Source organism: Nonomuraea sp. IBHARD001 (genome assembly GCF_056106265.1).
The window spans coordinates 3,064,877-3,085,701 of sequence record NZ_JBWBBW010000002.1; the positions used below are offsets into that span (position 1 = coordinate 3,064,877).

The 20,825-nt window shown below is 70.8% G+C and carries 20 protein-coding genes; 10 read left to right on the forward strand and 10 right to left on the reverse strand.

Annotated features, from left to right (window positions below):
- Positions 1–3 precede the first annotated feature (3 nt).
- Positions 4–642, reverse strand: a complete 639-nt coding sequence (locus tag ACTWNK_RS16110; RefSeq protein WP_474304776.1) for a TetR/AcrR family transcriptional regulator — start codon at positions 640–642, stop codon at positions 4–6.
- A 61-nt stretch (positions 643–703) separates the two neighbouring features.
- Here ACTWNK_RS16110 and ACTWNK_RS16115 point away from each other — a divergent pair, with 61 nt between their 5' ends.
- From ACTWNK_RS16115 to ACTWNK_RS16125, 3 genes are all read left to right on the forward strand, one after another.
- On the forward strand, positions 704–1,360 hold the full coding sequence (locus ACTWNK_RS16115) for a class I SAM-dependent methyltransferase (RefSeq protein WP_474304777.1): 657 nt from the start codon (positions 704–706) through the stop codon (positions 1,358–1,360).
- Between the two features lie 174 nt (positions 1,361–1,534).
- Positions 1,535–2,878, forward strand: coding sequence for an IS4 family transposase (locus ACTWNK_RS16120; RefSeq protein WP_474301915.1), 1,344 nt, complete (start codon positions 1,535–1,537; stop codon positions 2,876–2,878).
- A gap of 389 nt (positions 2,879–3,267) precedes the next feature.
- On the forward strand, positions 3,268–4,119 hold the full coding sequence (locus ACTWNK_RS16125; RefSeq protein WP_474304778.1) for a dioxygenase family protein: 852 nt from the start codon (positions 3,268–3,270) through the stop codon (positions 4,117–4,119).
- A 12-nt stretch (positions 4,120–4,131) separates the two neighbouring features.
- Here ACTWNK_RS16125 and ACTWNK_RS16130 read toward each other — a convergent pair whose 3' ends face one another.
- The 4 genes from ACTWNK_RS16130 to ACTWNK_RS16145 all read right to left on the reverse strand — a co-directional run bounded on the left by ACTWNK_RS16130 (position 4,132) and on the right by ACTWNK_RS16145 (position 9,207).
- Complete coding sequence (locus tag ACTWNK_RS16130; RefSeq protein WP_474304779.1) at positions 4,132–4,950, reverse strand: SAM-dependent methyltransferase; 819 nt, start codon at positions 4,948–4,950, stop codon at positions 4,132–4,134.
- Between the two features lie 295 nt (positions 4,951–5,245).
- Positions 5,246–6,052: a serine/threonine-protein kinase gene (locus tag ACTWNK_RS16135; RefSeq protein WP_474304780.1), complete on the reverse strand. Its 807-nt coding sequence runs from the start codon at positions 6,050–6,052 to the stop codon at positions 5,246–5,248.
- 373 nt (positions 6,053–6,425) lie between these two features.
- Positions 6,426–7,913, reverse strand: a complete 1,488-nt coding sequence (locus ACTWNK_RS16140; RefSeq protein ID WP_474304781.1) for a peroxidase family protein — start codon at positions 7,911–7,913, stop codon at positions 6,426–6,428.
- Positions 7,914–7,995: 82 nt separating this feature from the next.
- Positions 7,996–9,207: an MFS transporter gene (locus tag ACTWNK_RS16145; protein WP_474304782.1), complete on the reverse strand. Its 1,212-nt coding sequence runs from the start codon at positions 9,205–9,207 to the stop codon at positions 7,996–7,998.
- A 91-nt stretch (positions 9,208–9,298) separates the two neighbouring features.
- Between ACTWNK_RS16145 and ACTWNK_RS16150 the strand changes: the two genes are divergently transcribed.
- Positions 9,299–9,925 carry a helix-turn-helix domain-containing protein gene (locus ACTWNK_RS16150; RefSeq protein ID WP_474304783.1) on the forward strand — a complete coding sequence of 209 codons (627 nt, stop codon included), beginning with the start codon at positions 9,299–9,301 and terminating at the stop codon, positions 9,923–9,925.
- On the opposite strand, the gene ACTWNK_RS16155 is transcribed toward ACTWNK_RS16150, so the two are convergent.
- Together ACTWNK_RS16155 and ACTWNK_RS16160 are read right to left on the reverse strand one after the other, a co-directional pair.
- Positions 9,922–10,593, reverse strand: coding sequence for a response regulator transcription factor (locus ACTWNK_RS16155; protein ID WP_474304784.1), 672 nt, complete (start codon positions 10,591–10,593; stop codon positions 9,922–9,924). The two genes, ACTWNK_RS16150 and ACTWNK_RS16155, sit on opposite strands and share 4 nt — an antisense overlap.
- The gene (locus ACTWNK_RS16160; protein WP_474304785.1) at positions 10,586–12,334 is read right to left on the reverse strand and encodes a sensor histidine kinase; all 1,749 of its coding nucleotides are present in this window, start codon (positions 12,332–12,334) and stop codon (positions 10,586–10,588) included. Before ACTWNK_RS16160 ends, ACTWNK_RS16155 begins: the two co-directional genes overlap by 8 nt.
- 179 nt (positions 12,335–12,513) lie before the next feature.
- Here ACTWNK_RS16160 and ACTWNK_RS16165 point away from each other — a divergent pair, with 179 nt between their 5' ends.
- Positions 12,514–13,914: a serine hydrolase gene (locus tag ACTWNK_RS16165; protein WP_474304786.1), complete on the forward strand. Its 1,401-nt coding sequence runs from the start codon at positions 12,514–12,516 to the stop codon at positions 13,912–13,914.
- A gap of 44 nt (positions 13,915–13,958) precedes the next feature.
- Positions 13,959–14,555 carry an FMN-binding negative transcriptional regulator gene (locus ACTWNK_RS16170; RefSeq protein WP_474304787.1) on the forward strand — a complete coding sequence of 199 codons (597 nt, stop codon included), beginning with the start codon at positions 13,959–13,961 and terminating at the stop codon, positions 14,553–14,555.
- Here ACTWNK_RS16170 and ACTWNK_RS16175 read toward each other — a convergent pair.
- Positions 14,545–15,006, reverse strand: a complete 462-nt coding sequence (locus ACTWNK_RS16175; protein WP_474304788.1) for a cupin domain-containing protein — start codon at positions 15,004–15,006, stop codon at positions 14,545–14,547. The two genes, ACTWNK_RS16170 and ACTWNK_RS16175, sit on opposite strands and share 11 nt — an antisense overlap.
- Here ACTWNK_RS16175 and ACTWNK_RS16180 point away from each other — a divergent pair.
- Positions 14,984–15,193: a hypothetical protein gene (locus ACTWNK_RS16180; protein WP_474304789.1), complete on the forward strand. Its 210-nt coding sequence runs from the start codon at positions 14,984–14,986 to the stop codon at positions 15,191–15,193. The two genes, ACTWNK_RS16175 and ACTWNK_RS16180, sit on opposite strands and share 23 nt — an antisense overlap.
- A gap of 13 nt (positions 15,194–15,206) precedes the next feature.
- Here ACTWNK_RS16180 and ACTWNK_RS16185 read toward each other — a convergent pair whose 3' ends face one another.
- The gene (locus tag ACTWNK_RS16185) at positions 15,207–16,151 is read right to left on the reverse strand and encodes a DUF2157 domain-containing protein (protein ID WP_474304790.1); all 945 of its coding nucleotides are present in this window, start codon (positions 16,149–16,151) and stop codon (positions 15,207–15,209) included.
- Between the two features lie 95 nt (positions 16,152–16,246).
- Here ACTWNK_RS16185 and ACTWNK_RS16190 point away from each other — a divergent pair, with 95 nt between their 5' ends.
- Complete coding sequence (locus ACTWNK_RS16190; protein ID WP_474304791.1) at positions 16,247–16,975, forward strand: glycoside hydrolase family 16 protein; 729 nt, start codon at positions 16,247–16,249, stop codon at positions 16,973–16,975.
- A 25-nt stretch (positions 16,976–17,000) separates the two neighbouring features.
- Here the strand turns inward: ACTWNK_RS16190 and ACTWNK_RS16195 are convergent, their stop codons facing one another.
- Positions 17,001–18,056 carry a PucR family transcriptional regulator gene (locus ACTWNK_RS16195; RefSeq protein WP_474304793.1) on the reverse strand — a complete coding sequence of 352 codons (1,056 nt, stop codon included), beginning with the start codon at positions 18,054–18,056 and terminating at the stop codon, positions 17,001–17,003.
- Between the two features lie 76 nt (positions 18,057–18,132).
- On the opposite strand from ACTWNK_RS16195, the gene ACTWNK_RS16200 reads away from it, so the two are divergent.
- Complete coding sequence (locus tag ACTWNK_RS16200) at positions 18,133–19,050, forward strand: proline dehydrogenase family protein (protein WP_474304794.1); 918 nt, start codon at positions 18,133–18,135, stop codon at positions 19,048–19,050.
- Entirely contained in the window at positions 19,051–20,676 is a 1,626-nt protein-coding gene (gene pruA / locus ACTWNK_RS16205) for an L-glutamate gamma-semialdehyde dehydrogenase (RefSeq protein ID WP_474304795.1), read from the forward strand.
- Positions 20,677–20,825 lie beyond the last annotated feature (149 nt).

A 20,825-nucleotide genomic window follows, 5' to 3' on the forward strand; every position in this document is an offset into this window, starting at 1 on the left:
GAGTCACCCGGGGGCGGCGCAGAGCTGGGAGGTCAGGGCGGTGCGGGCCCAGTCCTCCCAGGTGTCCGGCGACCAGTCGCGGTCGCGGACGAAGATCAGGTAGAGCTGCGGGCTGAGCAGGCCGAACAGCAGGTCCGCCGCCATCTCTGCGGAGAGGCCGGGACGGGCGTCGGGCTTGCCCGTCAGGGCTCGGGCCGCTGCGAGCTGCACGGTGTAGCGCGGGTCGGGGCCGTCAGGCCACTGTGCGGCGATCTCGGGGTCGGTGGCCGCGGCGGCCGCGATCAGCGGCATGATCGGGGCGACGCGGCCCAGGATCTCGCGGGTGCCGCGCACGTGCGCGAGCAGCTGCCCGGCCGCGGTGGGCTCGGCGCACGCGGCGCGGAACCACTCACGTTCCATGGTGGCGACCGGCTCGGCGTCCCCGGCGATGGACGTGTCGACGACGTCCTTGAACAGGGTGCGCTTGTTGCGGAAGACGAAGTAGACCGTCTGGACGGCCACACCCGCCCGGTCCGCGACCTCCTGAAGGTTCGTCGCCCCGTATCCCTGTGCGAGGAACAGGTCGCGGGCCGCCTCGACGATCTTTTCCCGGGTCCGGCGCGAGCGCTCGGCCCGCTTGTCCGGCCGCTTGACTTCATCCACCGTGCGAGTATATCTCTAGAGCTCATCACTAGAGTTCAACTCTAGACTCTTGGAGGAGACGATGAACCAGCCCGACACCACCCGAGACCAGGCCGCAACGTGGCAGGAGGCGGAGGAGGAGTCCGTCCGCCGGGCATTGGCCGGCTACTACCGCACCGGCAGGCCGCCGTGGGACACCGGCGTGACGCCACCCGAGCTGGTCGCCCTGGTCGAGGGGCACGGCGCGCTGCCACCCGGGCGCGTACTCGAACTCGGCTGCGGCACGGGGACCAACGCCGTCTACCTGGCACGGCACGGCTGGCAGGTGGCGGCCGTCGACCTGATGGAGCGCGCCGTCGGCCAGGCCAGGCGCAAGGCCGCCGAGGCGGGGGTGGAGGCACGGCTGCTGCACGGGGACGCCACCCGCCTCGACGAGCTCGACGTGCCGGGCCCCTACGACCTGTTCTTCGACCTGAGCTGCTACTGCGGGATCCCGCTGCACCGCCGCGACGCCTACGCCGCCGGGCTCACCCGCCGTGCCGCTCCTGGGGCGCGGTTGCTGATGTTCGGGTACGGCCCCGAGCCGCTCGGCGGCCCGGTCCCCGAGGTCGCCTCGTGGGCGGCGGGCGTCACGGCCGACGAGCTCCGGGCCAGGTTCTCCGGCTGGGAACTGCTCGACGTCACACCGGGCACGAACACGGTGCCGACGTTCTGGTTCACCCTGCGCCGCGACGGTTAGCCGCAATGCCGGTTAGTTAAGGTCTGGCTGCTGGTGGTGAGGGTTTCGGCTGAAGTCCGGACATGAGAACGGAGATCCAGTAGATCGGGTGATCTTCTACCACCGCCCGCACAGACTGGATCTCCGTTGGCTCGTCAGTCTGCCAGGTCTGCCCTGGCCTCCGCTATCTGTTCGGTGACGCACACGGTTCGGGTGGGTATGGGGGTGTTCGCGCCCGGTCATCTGGGCGAGCTGACACAGATCGTGCCGTTCGAGATGGTCGATGAGGTGCTGGCCGAGACCGGTGCGACCGAGCGGCGGGTGCGGGAGTTGCCCTCGCGTGTGGTGGTGTACCTGCTGGTGGCGGCGGGGTTGTTCGCCGAGCTGGGGTATCGGCAGGTCTGGTCGCGGTTGGTGGCGGGGCTGGAGGAGGGCGGGCCGGTGCCGTCATCGTCGGCGCTGGCCCAGGCCCGCAGGCGGGTGGGGGTGGCGCCGTTGAAGGCGTTGTTCGAATTGCTGGCGGGGCCACCTGCGGGGGCGGCGCGGTGGAGGGGGCTGCTGGTGTGCGCGATCGACGGGACGACGATGAGCGTGCCGGACAGCCCGCAGAACCTGGCCTGTTACGGGCGTCAGAGCGGATCTCATGGCGGATCGGGGTTTCCGCTGGTCCGGTTGCTGGCGGTGGTCGCCTGCGGTACCCGCACTGTGCTGGGGGCGAGGTTCGGGCAGTTCAAAACCGGTGAGAGCACCTATGCGCCGGACCTGTTCGGCTGCCTGCGGCCGGGAATGCTGCTGCTGGCCGACCGGAACTTCGCGGTCAAGGACCTCATCACCCAGATCGCCGCGACCGGCGGCGGCCTGCTGATCCGCTGCAAGAACAGCCGGCCGCTGCCCCGGCTGGCGGCCCTGCCGGACGGGTCGTGGATCTCGGTACTGGGCGGGGTCACGGTCCGGGTGATCGATGCGCAGATCACTCTTGGCCTCTCGGGTGGCGGCTGCCGGAGCGGTCGTTACCGGCTGATCACCACCCTGCTCGACCATCGGCGTTACCCGGCGCCCGACGTCGTGGATCTGTATCACCGGCGGTGGGAGATCGAGACGGCATACCGGGAGCTGAAATCGGCCCTCCTGGGCGGCAGGGTTTTGCGGTCCCGTACTCCTCAGGGCGTCGAACAGGAGATGTACGCCCTGCTGGTCGGCTATCAGGTGCTGCGGACCGCGATGGCCGGCGCCACCGGTCCCGACCCGGCCGTCCTGGACGACCGGGCCAGCTTCACCGTCGCTTTGTACGCCGCCCGCGACCAGATCACCGCAGCCGCCGGGATCATCACCGAGCCCGCCGGCCTGCCAGGCCGGATCGGACGGGCTGTCCTGGCCAGCCTGCTCCCCAAGCGCCGGAGCCGATCCAGTCCCCGCGTCGTGAAACGAGCGATCTCCAAACATCGCGCGAAAGGCCAGATAGACCGCACCAATCACCGCACGACCATCAACATCGACATCCTCACCGAAGCCATGTTGACGACCACCGAAGACCCTTAACTAACTGGCATTGCGGTTAGCCGTTCTGTCCTGAGAGGTGGGGTACGCGGCCGTCGAGTGTGACGTTCCACGTGCTGACTCCTGTCGCAAGGCCTACGACGGTATCGGCATGCCGTGCGCCGGACGCCACCGACATCGCCGATCTCGTCCATACCGGCGAGCGATCCGACCGGCGCTCACCGGGGCTCGGCATGGACGATCTTCGTGGCATCTTCGCAGGTCAGCGTCGTGCGTCGGCAGTATCGGACGGAGCTATGAGGGTCTGTTGGGTACAAACGATGTCGGACCTGTGTCAACTTTGAGTCAGCTCGGCCTGTCCGGCCCGGCCCCCGCATCGCCTGGCCGGACAGGTCCGACATCCCCCACCGAAAGAGCGAGGAAGGTCCACTGTGAACGCAGACAACCGACCCGGCGACGAGGGCGAAGACCGGGGCATCAGTCGTAAGGCCGTGCTCAAGGCCGCCCTGATCGGCGCGCCGATCCCGCTGCTGATGGGCGGGGCGCCCGCCCTGGCGAGGGAGGCCAAGGACTCGGGGCAGTTGCTCGACCCCACGCCGTACTGCGGCAGCGGGGACCCGGCGACCATCGCGCAGACGGAGGGGCCCTACTTCAAGCCCAACTCCCCGCTGCGCGACACGCTGCCGGGCTCGGGGACCAGGCTGGTCGTCAGCGGGTTCGTGTTCAACCGGTCGTGCCAGCCGGTCGCCAACGCGCTGCTGGACTTCTGGCAGGCCGACAATGCCGGGAACTACGACAACACCGGGTTCAACTTCCGCGGCCACCAGTTCACCAACGCCCAGGGCGGCTTCAAGCTGACCGCGATCGTGCCCGGCCTCTACCCGGGGCGTACCCGGCACATCCACGTCAAGGTGCAGGCGCCGGGCCGTGCGATCCTGACCACGCAGCTCTACTTCCCGGGTGAGCCGCGCAACAGCACCGACACCATCTTCGACTCCCGGCTGCTGATGAACGTGCGAACGGTCGGCACCGGCAGGGAGGCGACGTTCGACTTCGTGCTCAACTTCACCGGGACGCCCTCGCCGAGCCCGAGCCCGACGGCGACACCGACAGCCAGCCCCACCTCGACCACGCCGGGCGCGGCCCCGTGGCGGGTCGGCACGGCCTACCGGGTGGGCGACCTGGTCACCTACAACGGCCTGACCTACCGGTGTGTGGCCGCGCACACCGCCTACCCCGGCTGGGAGCCGCCGAGGTACACCTTCCTGTGGGCCCGCGTCTGACGGACGGCGCGTTCAGGACAGGCGGCCGACGGCCCCGACGAGCGCGGGGCCGCTCAGGTCGACGCCTTCGGCCCGGTCGATGTCCGACTCGGGCCGCCAGGCCTTGACCGGCACGATGCCGGGCGAGAGCAGGTGCGCGCCGTCGAAGTACCCGGCGATCTCCGGCAGCGACCTGGCGGTCAGCGATCCGGCCCGCGTCGCCTTGTAGACCTCGTGCCCGGCCTTGACCCGCAGGTCCTCGGCGTCGGGCGTGTAGAAGTGCGAGATCAGCAGGTGGCTGCCCGGCGCCAGCGGTTTGCGCAACGCCGTCACGATCTCGCGCACCTGCCCGTCGTCGGGCACGAAGTGCAGCAGGGCCGACATGAGCAGCGCCGTCGGCCGGGTGAAGTCCAGATGGCCCGCGACGTCCGGGTGGGCCAGGATCGCGGCCGGGTCCTGGACGTCGCCCGCGATGGCGCGGGTGTCGGCATTGTCGGCCAGCAGCGCCTGTGCATGAGCGAGGACGATGGGGTCGTTGTCCACATAAACGACCTTGGCGCCCGGCAGGACGCGCTGGGCCACCTGGTGCACGTTGTTCTTGGTCGGCAGGCCCGCGCCGATGTCGAGGAACTGCGCGACGCCCTGCTCGGCCATCAGGCGCACGGCCTTGCCGATGAAGGCCCTGTTGTCGCGTGCGGCCTCGCGGACCTCGGGGGCGATGGCCAGGATCTTCTCGGCTGCCGTCCGGTCGGAGGCGAAGTTGTCCTTGCCGCCCAGGTAGTAGTCGTACATCCGCGCCACACTGGGAACGGTGGGATCGACTCCCGGGATCGCGTGCTCTGGATCGGTCATGCGCCCAAACCCTTCGGCAGCCTCGCTTCCTTCTTTGATCTTTTCATCTGACGGCAGTGGCCGGGGCGGCGCGGGGGAGTTGGCCGGATGCGGCCAACCCCTTGGTGCCCGCCGCCCCCGATGCGATGGTGAGAGGTCGGCCACGTGGCGTGACCGCTGTGGACTCCCGCATCGCCGACCTCACCCGGGCGCGCACCGCGCTCGGCGACATCCTCGACGCCTCCACCAGGGCCCTGACCCCTGCCTGACACGACGACGCCCCGGGCCGCACGGGCCCGGGGCGTCGTCGTGTCACTCAGATGGCGGCCTGGTAGCTCGCGGCCCTGAAGTTCGCCAGGAACGCCGCCGCCTGCTGCGCCGACATCCGCAGCACGGGATCGTGGTGCAGCAGCCCCTCGATGATCGGCCGCAGCGTCCCGGCCCGCCGCGGCGGCGGATACCTGCCGCGTACGGCGAGCGCGAGCACCGTGGCCGCGTCCTTGCCCGGATAGGGCGGCCTGCCCTCGACCGCGCTGTAGAGCGTCGCGCCGAACGACCACATGTCGCCCTCCTGTGTCGCCACGCCGCCGTGCAGTCGCTCGGGCGCCATGAACGCGGGCGTGCCGCGCAACGCGCCCGACCTGGTGGTCGCCAGGTCGCCTTCGGCGGTCGCGATGCCGAAGTCGCTCAGCACGATGCGGTCGCCGGTCAGCATCACGTTCGCCGGTTTGACGTCCCTGTGCAGCACGCCGCAGCGGTGTGCGTTGCGCAGGGCCGCGAGCAGGTGGCGGCCGATCGCCGCCACCGAGTCGACAGGCAGCGTGCCCACCTGTGACAGCAGTTCGTGCAGCGAAAGCCCGTCAAGGTACTCCATCACGATCCACAGCCGACCTCGCTCCTCGATGAGGTCGTGCACCGTGACAATGCTCGGATGACTGAGCCGTGCGGCCATCCGGGCCTCCCGCAGAACCCGTCGCCGAACCGCCTCGGCCTCCCCGGCCAAGGTCAATTCCTTGAGCGCCACCTCCCGATGGAGAAGATGGTCGAAGGCCCTCCAGACCACTCCCATCCCGCCACGACCGGCCTCCTCCGCCAGCCGATAACGCCCGCCGATCTCCCGCATGTCATCCCCTCGTCGCTAGGGGTAATCATGTCATCTGATCACAAACGATATGGGCTCTCGACCCATCCCGATAGCACTGCCACCCCTGCCGCGCAGGTCAGAGCGGGCAAACTTGATTCCCGTCTCAGCCCTGTTCACACCGCTTCTACTCTCCCACAAACGATCACACCGCCACCCACCACTTCAAACCCCCACAAACAACATCCGTCACCTGGTGTCGTTCTGTCCCGTCCGAGGTCTGGTGGGGGGGTACGCGGTGTGGAGAACAACACACATGACCCATTGCCGTGCTGTCGCGTGCGGGTTCTGGTAAGGGCCGTGACAAAAGCGAGCGCGGGCCGGCCGGGGCCGGTCCGCGCGGGGTGGGGCGGGGTCAGCGCAGTGTGGTGATCCTGTCGCGCGGGCTGATGTCACCCACGTACTGCAGGAGGTCCGGCATGGTGAAGTGACCGGGCACGGACGAGGGCAGGTGAGGGCGCCAGCCGGGGCCGCCCTTGTTGAGATAGGACTCGCCGTCGCCCTGGAGCAGGCCGACGAAGACCTCGGCGATCAGCCGTGAGCCCAGCGGCCCCATCCGCAGGCCCTTGCCCCGGACCTCGGCCTCCTTCAGCACGTAGTACCAGAGCGGTGTGGAGGTGTCGAGGTGATGATCGGCGGCGACCTGACCGTCGTCGCCCGTCGCGATCTCGGCCGCGCTGAGCGGGTCGGGCAGCCGCATCCTGGTGGCCAGCTCCTGGCCCGAAGGCAGGCCGCTGCGGTTGCCCCGCCGCAGATTGAGGAAGGCCAGGCTGTTGAACGGCGCTTCCATGCCGTTCGGCAGGGTGCGGAGTGCGTCGGCCATGGTGGCGTCCAGCGGCAGCGAGGCGTTCACGGCGGGCAGCGGGTCGGCGGTGAACCCGGTGAAGGTGTAGAAGCGCCGCCAGTCGATGATCCAGCTGTCCGGCAGCGCGTGGTGAGCCTTGCCGATCTCGCCCGACATCTGGGTGAACTCGAAGAGCTGCCCCAGGCTCGCCGCATCCTCGCCGGAGAACTCCTCGTTGTAGTCGTAGGTGCCGCGCACCATCGAGTGCCCCATCCGGAACGCCGCCATCGAGAACTCGACCGGCATGTACGGCCGGTCCCGGAAGCGGTAGAACATACGGCCCTGCTGCTCGATCGTGGCCAGGAGGCCGGGCTCGGTCAGCCGTTCGACGAAGTCGTGCAGCACGATCCACTGGTAGTGCCAGGTGACGATCCTGCGGGCCAGCAGGAAACGCTCGGCCTCGCTGTCCAGATGGCCGGTCTCGCGCTCCAGCACGGCGTTGTGGAACTTCATGAACGCCAGATGCGTCTGGGCGACCAGTAGGTTCTCGTCGTTGCGCGGATCGCCGACGAGTGCGATGCCGCGCTTCTCCCTCGGCAGGTCGTTGGGCAGGCCGCCCTGGGTCGTGCCCAGTCGCAGGGCGATCGACGCCCGGCCGCCGGGCAGCGGCTCGTACAGGTGCGGGCCGGCCGAGGGGCCGCTGCCGTAGAGGGAGTCGAGGTCGAGGGCGGGGGTGCGGAAGTTGGCGATCGCCCTCGGGTCGGTGAGCTGGGTGTCGAATCCGCTGGTGTCGAAGGTGATGTCGTGATCGACGAACTGGCCGAAGTAGGTGTATCCGGCGGGCACGTCCTCATTGCCGTGCTCGCTAGGGGCCCTGTCGACGATCGCCTGGGCCAGGGCGGCGAGGGTGTCCTCGTCGGCGGCGTGCGCCGGGGCGTCGGGGAACATCCGGCCGAACTTGCCGGGGTCGTCGTTGCCCGACAGGGCGTCGAGCGAGGCGGCCGTCGGGTGCCTGCCGGCGAGGCCGTGGTGTGGGTTGAGGTTCACATCTTCCGGCATGGTGTGCTCCTGAGCCGGTCGGGGAGTACGGCAACAGCCAACATTTCCCCGGAACCCGGACAGACGCCTGAGTACCCCGTACTCACCCGGCGGAGACGAGGACCTCCTCGCTCTCGCGCGTCCGCAGCAGATGTGGCGCCACCAGCGCCAGGGCCAGCACACACAGGCCGATGGCCGTCCAGAACACGGCCGCCAGCCCGGCGACCCCCGCCAGCAGGCCCGCCGCGGCGGCGCCCAGCGGCATGCCGCCCATGCCGATCAGCCGGTAGGCGGAGTTGACCCGGCCGAGCAGTTCCTCCGGGATCAGGCGCTGGCGCATCGAGATCACCACGACGTTCGACAGCGCCCCGGCGGCCCCCATGCCGACGGCCGAGACGTACAGGGGCACGGGCGAGGGCGCGAGCACCGGGACGAGCAGCAGGAGGGTGCTGAGCGTCCACAGACCGAACAGGGCGCGTCCGTACCCGGCCAGCCTGATCAACGGGCCCGAGGCCAGGGAGGCGGCCAGCGCTCCCACGGCCATGGCCGTCATCAGCAGGCCGTACACGGCGGGTGTGAGGCCGATCCGCGAGCCGGGCCCGACGGTCCACAGGACGAACAGCGACCAGTAACCGGCGTTGGCCAGGTTCAGCAGACCGGCGGAGAGGGCGAGCGTGCGCAGGAAGGCGTGGCCGCGCAGGTAGCGCAGGCCTTCGGCGATGCCCTGGGTGAGGGTGCCGGTGGGGGCGTTCGCGGGTGCGTAGGAGCCGCGCATGCCGAGCAGGAGCAGCCCGGCGGCCAGGTACATCAGCGCCGAGAGCCCGAACACCGCCTGCGCCGCGCCCGCGGCCAGCAGCCCGGCCAGCGGCGCGCCGACGAAGTCGTTGCCCACGGTCTGCGCGCCGACGATGCGCCCGTTGGCCGAGGCGAGCCTGTCCCTGGGCACGGTCATCGGCAGCACCGACTGCGCGGAGGTGTCGGCGAACACCTCGGCGACCCCCGCCAGCAGCAGCGCGGCCAGCAGCACCCACAGCTCCAGCAGCCCGGCGGCGGACAGGAGCGCGCTCACCCCGAGCGCGAGCGCGCGCACGCCGTTGGCCAGCACCATGATGCGCCGCCTGTCGTGCCGATCGGCGATCGCACCCGCGTGCAGGGCCAGCAGCAGCCACGGCAACGTGGAGGCGGCGGCGACCAGCGAGACGAGCACGGGGGAGCGGGTCATCCCGACGGCCAGCAGCGGCGCCCCGACCTTCAGCACGCCGTCGGCGAGGTTGGCCAGGCCGGTCGAGGCCCACAGATGGTGGAAGCCGCGCACCGATTCCTCCTGAGGATCGAGGGGTGGGCTGGTACTCTACGTGCATAGAAAGTTATGCACAGATTCCTTTGCAAAGATAGGGCTGCACGCTGTGGAACGCAAGCCGAACCCAGAGGGGGCCGGGCGCTACTCGGCCCGCCAGCTCGACGCCAAGGCGCTGAGGTCGTTCGCGCACCCGCTCAGGCTGCGGCTCTACGACCTGCTCGACGAGCACGGCCCCTCGACCGCGACCAAGCTGGCCGCCCTGGTGTCGGAGAACACCGGCTCCACCAGCTACCACCTGCGCGAGCTGGAACGGCACGAGATGATCGAGGTCGTGCCCGGCATGGGCAAGGGCAAGGAGAAGTACTGGCGCATCACACCGGGCGGCTTCTCCTACGGTGCCGCCGACGCGACCGATCCCGAGACGGCGCAGGCGCTGGAGTTCCTGATCTCCGACCTGATCCGCCAGCGCGGCGAGGAGCTCGCGCGCTGGCAGCGCGAGGAGCCGTCGACGCCCGCCCGGTGGGTGGCGGCCAGCGGCCTGAGCAGGCGCTCCCTGCGCCTGACCGTGCAGGAGACGCTGGAGCTAGGCCACCGCGTGCAGGAGGTGCTCAAGATCTACCGCGATCTGTCGGACGCACGCCGGGAGCCGCCCGCACCCGGCGACGAGCGGGCCCACGTGGTCGTGCACTTCGACGTCTTCCCCGTGGGCCTGGCCGGGCGGGAGGACGACTAGAGCGGCCCCAGGTAGGCGAGGACGGCGGCCACCCTGCGGTGCACGTCGCCGCTGTTCTCCAGGCCGAGCTTGGTGAAGATGGCGTTGACGTTCTTCTCCACCGACGACACCGACAGGTGCAACGCCCTGGCGATGCCGGTGTTGGAACGGCCGTGCGCCATCTCGCGCAGCACGTCGCGCTCGCGCGGGGTCAGCGCCTCCCGGTCGCCGCGCACGTCCCTGCGGGCCAGCAGGCCCTCCACCACCTTCGGGTCGATGACCGAGCCGCCCGAGGCCACCGCCCTGATCGCGCCCAGCAGCTCCTCCAGGTCGCCCACCCGGTCCTTGAGCAGGTAGGCGAACCCCTCGGTGCCGTGCTTGAACAGCTCAAGGGCGAACAACGCGTCGGCGTACTGCGACAGCACGACGATGCCGACGCCCGGATGCAGGGCGTGGATGCGATGGGCGGCGTCGATGCCCTCGAAACCGGGCCGCCACGCGCCGCCCGGCATGCGGATGTCGGTCAGCACGACGTCGGGGGTCAGCCTGCGGACGGCGTCGAGCAGTTCGTCGCCGTCGCCGACCGAGCCGACGACCACCACCTCGCCCGACATCTCCAGCAACTGCCTGGTGCCCTCGCGGACCAGGTAGTGGTCGTCGGCGACGACCGTGCGCAGTGGTTCAGCCATCGACGGGCACCCAGGCCTCCATCCTTGCCCCCTGGCCGGGAGCGCTGTGCAGTGTCAGGCCGCCGCTCAGCGCGTGCAGGCGGTCGGCCAGGGTGGCCAGGCCCCTTCGCTGGACGGCGGTCAGGTCGAATCCCTTGCCGTCGTCGCTGATCGCCACGCGCAGCCGCCCTTCGGCCCGGCCGAGCCGTACGTCGATCCGGTTCGCGCCCGCGTGCTTGAGCGCGTTGGCGATCGCCTCGCTGACGGTGAAGTACATGGCGCCTTCGACCTGGTCGGAGAAGCGTACGGCGCGCAGGCCCTCGCTCGCGCTCACCCTGGTCGGCACCGGCAGCCCGGCGCAGCGCTCCTCGACGGCCTCGACCAGGCCGCCCTGGCTGAGCACCGAGGGGTGGATGCCCGCGGCCAGCTCGCGCAGGTCGGTGAGGGTCTGCTTGGCCTGTTCGCGCAGGTGGGTGAGCGTGTCGGGCCCGCCGCCGCCCGAGGCGCGCGCCAGTTCGAGCCCGGCGATCAGCGCGACCAGTTGCTGCTGCACGCCGTCGTGGATGTTGCGCTCGATGCGCCGCCGCTCCGCCTCCTGCGCGTTGACCAGGCGCGTGGCCAGCCCGGCGCTCTGAATGGCCAGCCCGGCCGGTACGGCGAGCGACTCCAGCAGGCGCCGGTCGTCGCCGGTCAGGCGGCCGTGCCTGCCGGGCCCGCACTCGATGCGGCCGAGCCCGCCGCGCACGTCCAGCACGAGCTCGGCGCCGCCGTCCTCGCGCCCGGCGACGACCCGGGTCCCGTCGCCCAGCCTGATCGCGGCCCAGCGCAGGTCGAGCCCCGAGCGGATGGCCGAGGCCAGCCTGCCGAGCTGCTCGACGGGCTCGGGCGTCTCCTCAAGGGCGGGTGCGAGCGTCGAGAGCACCTCGCCGACGGTGGGCCGCAGGTCGAAGACGAACAGCAGCCGCGAGCTGCGTATCCCGATCTTGACATTGACCAGCTGGTGCCTGATGACCACCACGAAGATGGCGACGGGCAGCGAGCCGATCACGGCCAGCAGCCCGGCCAGGCCGTAGAGGAAGTGGCCGCCGCCGAAGTTGAAGTACGACAGCGAGACGAAGCCGACGAGGTTGGCGGTCGTGCCCGCCACCATCCAGGCGTACTGCGCGCGCTCGCCCTTGGGGCTGCGCCGCCAGCGCACGATCAGGTTGCCGAGCACGACGAAGCCGAGCAGCCCGGCCACGGCCTGCCCCGCCATCAGCGCCAGGACGACCGGCTGCGCGGCCGGATCCGTGACGCCGAACGGATTGGCCGTACCCGTGACCGTGAAGGGGACGAGCACGGTGCCCAGGGCGTGCGCGGCGGTCACGACGGCGGCCAGCCAGGCGACGGGCCGCCAGCGCCGCGACGGCAGCTGCCCGTCAGGGAAGAGCAGTGGGATGAAAGTCCACGAAATATCGTAGTAAATCGCGCCGAAGCTTCCCAGGAGGACGCTGACCGCGACCGCCCCTTCGACCCGCAGCTGCAGGCCGAAGCCGAGCACGCCCAGCCCCAGGCAGACCGCGGTCGCCAGCAGCAGCCAGCCGTACCTGGAGTCGGGCCGTCTGCTGGTCAGCAGGTAGCCGAGCACGGGCATCAGCATCGCGACCGCGACGAACAGCCACTGCGACGGCGGTCCGGGCAGGCCGGACTCCAGCAGCGAGCCGACCGTCAAGCTCCCCGCGCCAAGCAACGCCAGCGACCCGGCGACCAGCCTCGAACCCATAGATCACCATCGTCATGAGGAAGTCAGCGGCCGTCTATGAGGTTATCCGCATACTCGCGGCGGATTTCCGCAGGTGGCAACAGGGTGGCTCGCCTGGTGGGCCGTGGCGGCCGGGTTCGGTTGGCTACAGGGGAAGCACCGAACACCGCAGATCTCACCGGAACGTAAGGAGTCACCCCATGTACTCTGCGCCGAGAGCGACCCGGGCCCTGGCGGTCGCGGCGGCGGCCGTGACCGTCACGCTGACCGCCTGTGCGGGGCAGGCCGCCCCGACGCAGGCGGCCACGAGCGCGAGCGCCTCCAGCGCTCCGGCCGCCACTCCCGCGCCGTCCGCCTCCGCGGTGGAGATCCCCGCGACCAAGGCAGGTGAGCAGCTGCGCTGGCTGCTCGACGCCGTGAACCGGGCGCCGCTGCCGGAGGCCGAGCTCAAGCAGCACTTCGTCGCCGAGTTCCTGGCCCAGGTCCCGGCCGCCCAGATCAACGGCGTGCTGAAGGACATGGCGGGCGCGAAACTCGACAAGGTGGTCGGCTCGCAGGCGCAGATGATCGTCGCCGAGGTCTCGACCGCCGCCGCGACCTACAAGGTCACGATCGGCGTCGACGCGGCCGGTGTGATCAACGGCCTGCTGGCCGGAGCGCCCGACCGCCCGCAGCCGGTGCCCGCGAGCTGGGCCGAGATCGACAAGCGCATGGCCGCCGTCGCGCCGCAGGCCGCCTTCCTGGCCGCCGAGATCACCAAGGGCGGCGCGTGCCGGACCGTGCACGCCTTCGGCGGCGACCGGGCCAGGCCGCTGGGCTCGATGTTCAAGCTGTACGTGCTGGGCGCGGTCGCCGAGCGCATCGCCGACGGCGACTTCGGCTGGAACACCAAGATCAAGATCAGGCCCGACCTGAAGAGCCTGGGCGGCGAGCTCGCCGAACGCCCCGACAACAGCAGGGTCACCGTGCAGGAGGCGGCCACGCTGATGATCTCCATCAGCGACAACACCGCCACCGACCTGCTGATCGACAAGGTCGGCCGTACCCGGGTCGAGCGGCAGATCCGCGCCTGGGACGGCACGCTCAAGGGCAATGTGCCGCTGCTCACCACCAAGGAGATGTTCCTGCTCAAGGGCGTCGACTACCCGACGCACGTCAAGCGCTACCTCTCGCTCGGGGAGGCGGGCAAGCGGGCCTACCTCGCCAGGACGATCGCCAAGCTGCCGCTGTCGAAGGTCGCGGGCTGGACCAAGCCCCGCGACCTGGACACCGTCGAGTGGTTCGGCTCGCCGAGCGACATCTGCCGGGCGCACGGGGAGCTGGCCAAGCTGGTCAAGAAGGGCACCAAGGGCGTGCACACGGCGATGTCGGCCGACGACGGCGGTCTCGCGCTCGACCGCAAGAAGTGGCCGGTCGCCTGGTTCAAGGGCGGCTCGGAGCCCGGCCTGCTGGACGTCGGCTACTCCGCCCGCACCGCCGACGGCCGCCTGTTCTTCGTCACCGCCATGGCGGCCGACCCCGACTCCCTGTTCGACGAGGCGAAGACCTATGCCGAGGTGCTGGCGCTGAGCCGGGGCGCCTTCGAGCTCGCCGCACGGTAGGCGGGCCTGAGCAGGCTCGACGCCGATTCGCCTATCCTGGCGTGATGCTGATCCACCCCTGGGACGAGGCGCCTGACGAGGCCGCGCTGGCCTATGTCAGGAGTCATGCCTTCGGCCATCTCATCGCCTCGGGCCGGGGTCGTGACGTGCCCGTCGTCGTGCCGACGCAGTTCCTGCTCGCCGACGACTCGACCGTGCTGCTGCACCTGGCCAGGCCCAATCCCGTGTGGGCGGCGATCGAGGAGAACCCCAAGGTGCTGCTGGCGGTCGCCGGGCCTTGGGCCTACATCCCCGGCGGCTGGCGTGCCGAGCCCGGGTCCGACCCGGCGCTCGGCGTGCCGACGACGTACTACTCGGCCGTCCAGCTCACCTGTCATGCCGAGATCCTCCTGGCGGAGGCGGCCAAGCTGGACGTGCTGCGCGCCCAGACGGCCGAGCTCGACCCGGAGCTCGGCGACCCCGCGCGGATGCCGAGACTGCTGTCGGGCCTGCGCGGCCTGCGCCTGACGATCGAGCACGTACGCGGCAAGTTCAAGTACGACGGCCACAAGGACGCCGGACACCGGGCCCGCGTCGCCTCCCACCTGACCGAACGCGACGGCCCGGGCGACCGAGCCGCCGCCGCGCGGCTCAGATGGTGAGTGCGTGCCCGGTCGTCGCGTCCACGTGGTCCGGGATCTCGTCGTGGCGGTCGCCCACGGTCGGCGTCCCGGTGGGCTCGAACAGCAGGATGGAGGCGCCGGACGGAGCGCAGGGCTTGTGCTCGGTGCCACGGGGGACGGTGAAGACCGCGCCCTTCGCGAGCACGACCGTGCGCTCACCGGCGGGCTCGCGCAAGGAGATGCGCAACTCCCCGTCCAGGACGAGGAAGAACTCGTCGGTGTCGTCGTGGACGTGCCAGAGATACTCGCCCTCGACCTTGGCGACGCGGACGTCGTAGTCGTTGACGCGAACTCCAACCCCTTCGAGCTCGGCTGTGCGAGCGAGATCTTCGGTCTGCGCAGGCCGGAGCTCGGTCGTGACCTCTACGACTTCAGGCTCTGCCCGCCCGAGCCCCGCACGCTGATGCGTGACGGACTCTTCTACCCTCACCGGGGTCGGCGGGCTGGAGGCGGCCGACGAGGCGGACACCCTGATCGTGCCCGACCGCCCCGACGTCGAGGTGCCCCGCCGCCGTGCCGTGCTCGGCACCGCCGCCAATCTGCGCATGCTGATGCGTCGCGCGACCGGCATCACCCCGTCGGCCCACAGACGCAGGTTCGGGCCCGAGGCGAGGTGACGCCACGTCGCCGCTACCCCTTGGGCTGGGCCCGGCGCAGCAGGAGCACGCCGAGGCCGCCCGCGGCGAGCAGGACGACACCGGCCACGACCAGGATCAGCGCCCCGCCGACGGCGCCGTCCGTCCAGTCCCACACCGCCTCCGGCACGGCCAGCGTCAGCCCGATCACCCCGGCCACGATCAGCACCCACGTCCGTTCGGCCTGGTACAGCACCAGGCACCCGACCGCGATGACCGCCGTCAGGGTGTAGCCCCACACGTGCTGGTCGCCGAACATCGGCCACTGCGCCCCGAACAGGGCGAACGCCGCGCCGATCGCCAGCCCGAGCGCCCGCTGCCCGCGCAGCGTCCCGGTCAGCGCCAGCGCCACGTACACCAGGCCCGCCCCGACGAAGCCCCAGGTCCAGCCGAGCCCGCCGTCGCGGTCCAGCAGCTCCATCAGCCCGCCGACGCTCACCGCGGTCAGCACGCCCGCCGCCACCAGCCCGATCGCCGTCGGCAGCAGCGCGTAGGCGACTCCCGCGATCACCAGCCCGGTCACGCCGGAGGCCAGCGTCTCGTACTGCTCGGCGATCACGCCCGCGCACAGCGCCGCCGTGCCCGACCCCAGCGCGGCCAGCGTCGCCGCCACCCGCACCCGTACGGCGGAGCGCTCGGCGGCGAGCAGCGCACTGCGCCCGAGCGCCGCGGCCACGCCGACCAGCAGCACCGCGATCACCGCCAGGACGCCGATCTTGACGCCTCTGGCCAACTCGTCCCACGAGGCCCCGACGAAGGTGGCCGCGCCCGCCAGCACCAGGGCGCCGCCCACATAGGCCACGATCTCGGTCCAGCCCACCTTGGCCGTGCGCGTGGCGAGCGCCTGCCGTACGGCCTGCTCCACCGGGTCGACCTGGTCGGGGGCGAGCACGCCCGTCTCGGCCAGCCGCTGCAGCGCCGCCCGTACCGCATCACTCATGCGGGCATGATCCCACCCCGCGCCGATCGCGCGCCGAAGAGGCCGAATCGCGATAGCGCTGTTACGGAAGTGAAATCTCTGGTTCGATGACAGGCATGGCGATTCGTGGCTCGATCGTGGCGGCGGCTTTACTCCTGATCGCGCTCGCCGTCCCGCACGGCGCGCACGCGGGCTCGGGCTGGGGCCGTCCCGTCCTGGTCGAGACGTTCGGCGGGGGCGCGGTCGACACCCGGCTGTGGTCGGTCTACCACTCGCCCCAGGCCTCGGTGAACCCGCGCACGTCGAGCGCGAGCAGTGTGTCGGGCGGCATGCTCAGGCTCACCGGCGGCTTCTACGGCGGCCGCGACCTGTCCGGCGGCATCGCCACCCATCTGGCGCAGGAGTACGGCCGCTGGGAGGTCAGGTTCAGAGGCGAGCGCGGCGCCGGATACGCGCCGGTCGTCCTGCTCTGGCCGGATCGGCAGGGCTCGGGCTCCGGCTACTCCGAGGTCGACTTCGCCGAGATCATCGACCCGTCCCGCCAGAGCGGCGGCATCTACGTGCACAAGGGCGGCGCCCAGGCCCAGCGCCAGATGAAGGCCGACTTCACCCGGTGGCACACCGTCGCCGTCGACTGGGTGCCGGGCAGGCTGACGTTCTGGCTGGACGGCGTGCGGGTGTGGGACTACACCGGCGACAAGGTGCCCCAGGGGCATCGCATGCACCTGGCGCTGCAGAACGACGTCGTGTGCAACCAGTGGTCGCCGTGCCGCGACCGCAGCACGCCCGCCGCGGTGTCGATGTACGTCGACTGGGTGCGCGTCTTCGCCCTGCCCAGGTCGTGAGCGCTGCCGAGGCTGTGAGGGGCGTTCAGGGCAGCAGTCTGGCTGCCTTCAGCGCCAGGTGCAGGGCCAGGCGGTCGTCGCCGTCGGCCAGGTCCCTGCCGGTGACGCGCTCGGCCTTGCCCAGGCGGTAGTAGAGCGTCTGGCGGTGGATGCCGAGCTCGGCGGCCACCTTCTGCGCGTGCCCGCCGAAGTCGAGGTAGGTCTCCACCGTCACGGCGAGTTCGGCGTCGATGCCGTGCGCCTCATCGGCCAGTTCGCGCAGATCGGCCTGGCCGAGCCTGGCCAGCAGCCGGTGCACGCCGAGATCGGCCCAGCGGGCGATCGGCGCGAAGCGCGGGAAGTGCTCGGCGACCCGCAGCGCGTTGCGGGCCTCGCGCCAGCTGTGCCACGCCTCGCCCGGGTCGTGGCGCGCCTGGCCCATTCCGGCGGCCGTGCCGTACACGGCCTGGAGGTTGCGGGCCACCTCCTCGGCCAGGTGGGCGGGGGCCAGCACCGTCACCGGCGAGCCCGCGCGGGCCAGCACGCCGCGCGGCAGCGTCCACAGGGCGGCCACCCGGTCGGGCGTCTCGCGCACCGCGACGGCCGTCACGGGCCCGCGGATGTCGATCGCGGCCGACGCGCGTTCCTCGGGGTCGGCCGACAGCAGTGCGCCGAGACCCCTGCCGAGGTCCTGGCGGGTGCGCGCGTCCTGGGCGAGTACGGCGGCGACCCTGGCCACCTGGGGCGCCACCCGCTCCAGCGCGGTGTCGGTGAGCGCCCCGGAGTCCAGCAGCCACAGATAGCCGTAGGTCACCTCGCGATGGCGCAGCGGCACGCACACCCTGGCGAGCACGGGCAGCGCGGCGTCGGCGGGGATGCGGACGGGCGCTGCGGCGCGGGCGATGCCGAAGCGCTCGAAGTAGTCGCGCACCTCCTGGGTGGCGCGTCTGCGCAGGATGGACTCCTGGCGCACGGTGTCGATGTCGCCGTGCTGCGCGCCGTACGCGAGCAGCTGGAACGAACGATCCTCAAGGGTGGCCGAAACCCCGAGCACACGGGCGATCTCGTCGACCGTTTCCTGTAGATCCGCAGTGTTGAGCATTTGTCTGACAGCCTGCCACATCCCGCGTTACGGACGTCGATGGGTACGTCCTGAACTGGGGTTTTAGGCTGGACTCATGCTCGGTCAACTTCTTCTCGCCGGATCGCGCAGCTCGCTGGTGCGGCGCGCGGTGTCCGGCTTCCCGCTCACACGGTCGGTCGTGGAGCGTTTCGTCGCAGGTGAGACGGCGCTCGACGCGCGCGGCGCGGTCCAGCGGCTCAGCGGCAGCGGCCTCACGGTCACCATCGACCATCTCGGCGAGGAGGTCCGCGACGCCGGAGCCGCCGCCGAGACCGCCAAGGCCTACATCACCCTGCTCGACGCGCTCGGCCCGCTCCGGCTCGGCGCCAAGGCCGAGGTCTCGGTCAAGCTGTCGGCCGTCGGCCAGGAACTCGGCGACGCGATGGCGCTCGACCACGCCCGCGAGATCGCCGCCGCGGCCAAGGAGATCGGCTCGACGCTGACGCTCGACATGGAGGACCACACCACGGTCGACTCCACGCTCGGCATCCTGCGCGCCCTGCGCGAGGACTTCCCCGGCACCGGCGTCGCCATCCAGTCCTACCTGTTCCGCAGCGAGGCCGACTGCCGCGACCTGGCCGTCGAAGGATCGAGGGTACGCCTGGTCAAGGGCGCCTACCGCGAGCCCGCCTCGGTCGCGCACCAGGACAAGGCGGCCGTCGACAAGGCATACGTGCGATGCCTGCGCATCCTCATGGCGGGGAAGGGATACCCCATGGTGGCAACGCACGACGACCGGTTGATCTCGATCACCGAACTGCTCGCCGACCGTTTCGGCCGCGCGCAGGGCGACTACGAATACCAGATGCTCTACGGCATCAGGACCGACAAGCAGGAGGCCCTGGCAGGGGCCGGGCACACGGTCCGCGTGTACGTGCCCTACGGCGACGACTGGTACGGCTACTTCATGCGCCGCCTGGCCGAGCGACCGGCCAATGTCGCCTTCTTCCTGCGTTCCCTTGGGGGTAAGTAAATGGATGCCGTCAGCAACGTTCCCGCGCCCGTCAACGAGTCGGTGCTCGGCTACGCGCCGGGCAGCGCCGAGCGCTCGGCGCTGGAGGACCGGATCAAGGAGCTGGGCGGCTCCGCCACCGAGTTCACCATGACCATCGACGGCGAGCAGCGCCTGGGCGGCGGAGCGGCGATCGACGTCGTGCAGCCGCACAACCACGCCTCCGTCCTTGGCCGTACCAACGACGCTACGGCCAAGGACGTGCAGGACGCCGTCGACGCCGCGCTGCGGGCGGCTCCCGCCTGGCGCGCCCTGTCGTTCGACGAGCGTGCCGCGATCTTCATCAAGGCGGCCGACCTGCTGGCGGGCCCGTGGCGGGCCACGCTCAACGCCGCCACCGTGCTCGGCCAGTCGAAGTCGGCCCAGCAGGCGGAGATCGACGCGGCCTGCGAGCTCATCGACTTCCTGCGCTTCAACGTCGCCTACGCCCGTCAGCTCTACGCCGACCAGCCGATCTCCTCGCCCGGTGTGTGGAACCGGATGGAGTACCGGCCGCTCGAGGGCTTCGTCCTGGCGATCACGCCGTTCAACTTCACCGCCATCGCGGGCAACCTGCCGACGTCGGCCGCGCTCATGGGCAATGTCGTGGTGTGGAAGCCGTCGCCGACCCAGCAGCTGGCCGCACACCACACGATGCGCCTGCTGGAGGCCGCGGGCCTGCCGCCTGGCGTCATCAACCTGGTGACCGGCAACGGCCAGGCGGTGTCGGACGTCGCGATGACGCACCCGGCGCTCGCGGGCATCCACTTCACCGGTTCGACGGCGACCTTCCAGCACCTGTGGGGCACGGTCGGCGCCAACATCGCCGGGTACCACGCCTATCCGCGCCTGGTCGGCGAGACCGGCGGCAAGGACTTCGTCCTGGCCCATCCTTCGGCCGACCCCGCGGTGCTGACGACCGCGCTGATCAGGGGCGCGTTCGAGTACCAGGGCCAGAAGTGCTCGGCGGCCTCGCGCGCCTACATCCCGCGCTCGATCTGGACGAAGATCAAGGACGACCTGATCGGCACGGCCGAGTCGCTGACCGTGGGCGACGTGGCGGCCGACCTGTCGACGTTCATGGGCGCCGTCATCGACGCCAGGGCGTTCGCCAAGCACAAGGCGGCCATCGACCGGGCGGGCGCCGCGTCGAACATCAACGTGCTGACCGGCTCCTACGACGACAGCGTCGGCTACTTCGTCCGGCCGACCATCCTGGAGTCCGCCGACCCGACCGACGAGATCTTCGTCAAGGAGTACTTCGGCCCGATCCTCGGCGTGCACGTCTACGACGACGCCTCCTACGACAGCGTCCTGGACCAGATGGAAGGCGTCTCGCCCTACGCGCTGACCGGCTCGATCATCGCCCAGGACCGCTATGCCGTCGCCTCGGCGACCGAGCGGCTGCGTTTCGCGGCGGGCAACTTCTATGTCAACGACAAGCCCACGGGCGCGGTCGTCGGCCAGCAGCCCTTCGGCGGAGCCCGCGCTTCCGGCACCAACGACAAGGCAGGCTCGATCTTCAACCTGATCCGCTGGGTCAACGCCCGCACGATCAAGGAGACCTTCGTCCCGCCGACCGACCATCGTTACCCGCACATGGGGTGACGTCCTGCCTCGGTCAAGCCTGTTCCGAGCACGCTTGACCTTCCTCCGGGTGTGACCGCTCCGCCCGGCCCCGCGCCGCCCGGACCTCTCCTGCCGAGAGTCCGGGCGGCGCTCGTATGCGCGGGGCCTTCTTTGTTGGCCTTTGTTGG

What these genes read in the sequence shown, in the direction of transcription:
- ACTWNK_RS16140 (WP_474304781.1), bottom strand. Translation starts at nt 7,913, where the DNA reads ATGCCGGAAGATGTGAACCTCAACCCACACCACGGCCTCGCCGGCAGG.
- pruA (WP_474304795.1), top strand. Translation starts at nt 19,051, where the DNA reads ATGGATGCCGTCAGCAACGTTCCCGCGCCCGTCAACGAGTCGGTGCTC.
- ACTWNK_RS16135 (WP_474304780.1), bottom strand. Translation starts at nt 6,052, where the DNA reads ATGCGGGAGATCGGCGGGCGTTATCGGCTGGCGGAGGAGGCCGGTCGT.
- ACTWNK_RS16155 (WP_474304784.1), bottom strand. Translation starts at nt 10,593, where the DNA reads ATGGCTGAACCACTGCGCACGGTCGTCGCCGACGACCACTACCTGGTC.
- ACTWNK_RS16115 (WP_474304777.1), top strand. Translation starts at nt 704, where the DNA reads ATGAACCAGCCCGACACCACCCGAGACCAGGCCGCAACGTGGCAGGAG.
- ACTWNK_RS16165 (WP_474304786.1), top strand. Translation starts at nt 12,514, where the DNA reads ATGTACTCTGCGCCGAGAGCGACCCGGGCCCTGGCGGTCGCGGCGGCG.
- ACTWNK_RS16170 (WP_474304787.1), top strand. Translation starts at nt 13,959, where the DNA reads ATGCTGATCCACCCCTGGGACGAGGCGCCTGACGAGGCCGCGCTGGCC.
- ACTWNK_RS16130 (WP_474304779.1), bottom strand. Translation starts at nt 4,950, where the DNA reads ATGACCGATCCAGAGCACGCGATCCCGGGAGTCGATCCCACCGTTCCC.
- ACTWNK_RS16195 (WP_474304793.1), bottom strand. Translation starts at nt 18,056, where the DNA reads ATGCTCAACACTGCGGATCTACAGGAAACGGTCGACGAGATCGCCCGT.
- ACTWNK_RS16160 (WP_474304785.1), bottom strand. Translation starts at nt 12,334, where the DNA reads ATGGGTTCGAGGCTGGTCGCCGGGTCGCTGGCGTTGCTTGGCGCGGGG.
- ACTWNK_RS16200 (WP_474304794.1), top strand. Translation starts at nt 18,133, where the DNA reads ATGCTCGGTCAACTTCTTCTCGCCGGATCGCGCAGCTCGCTGGTGCGG.
- ACTWNK_RS16185 (WP_474304790.1), bottom strand. Translation starts at nt 16,151, where the DNA reads ATGAGTGATGCGGTACGGGCGGCGCTGCAGCGGCTGGCCGAGACGGGC.
- ACTWNK_RS16190 (WP_474304791.1), top strand. Translation starts at nt 16,247, where the DNA reads ATGGCGATTCGTGGCTCGATCGTGGCGGCGGCTTTACTCCTGATCGCG.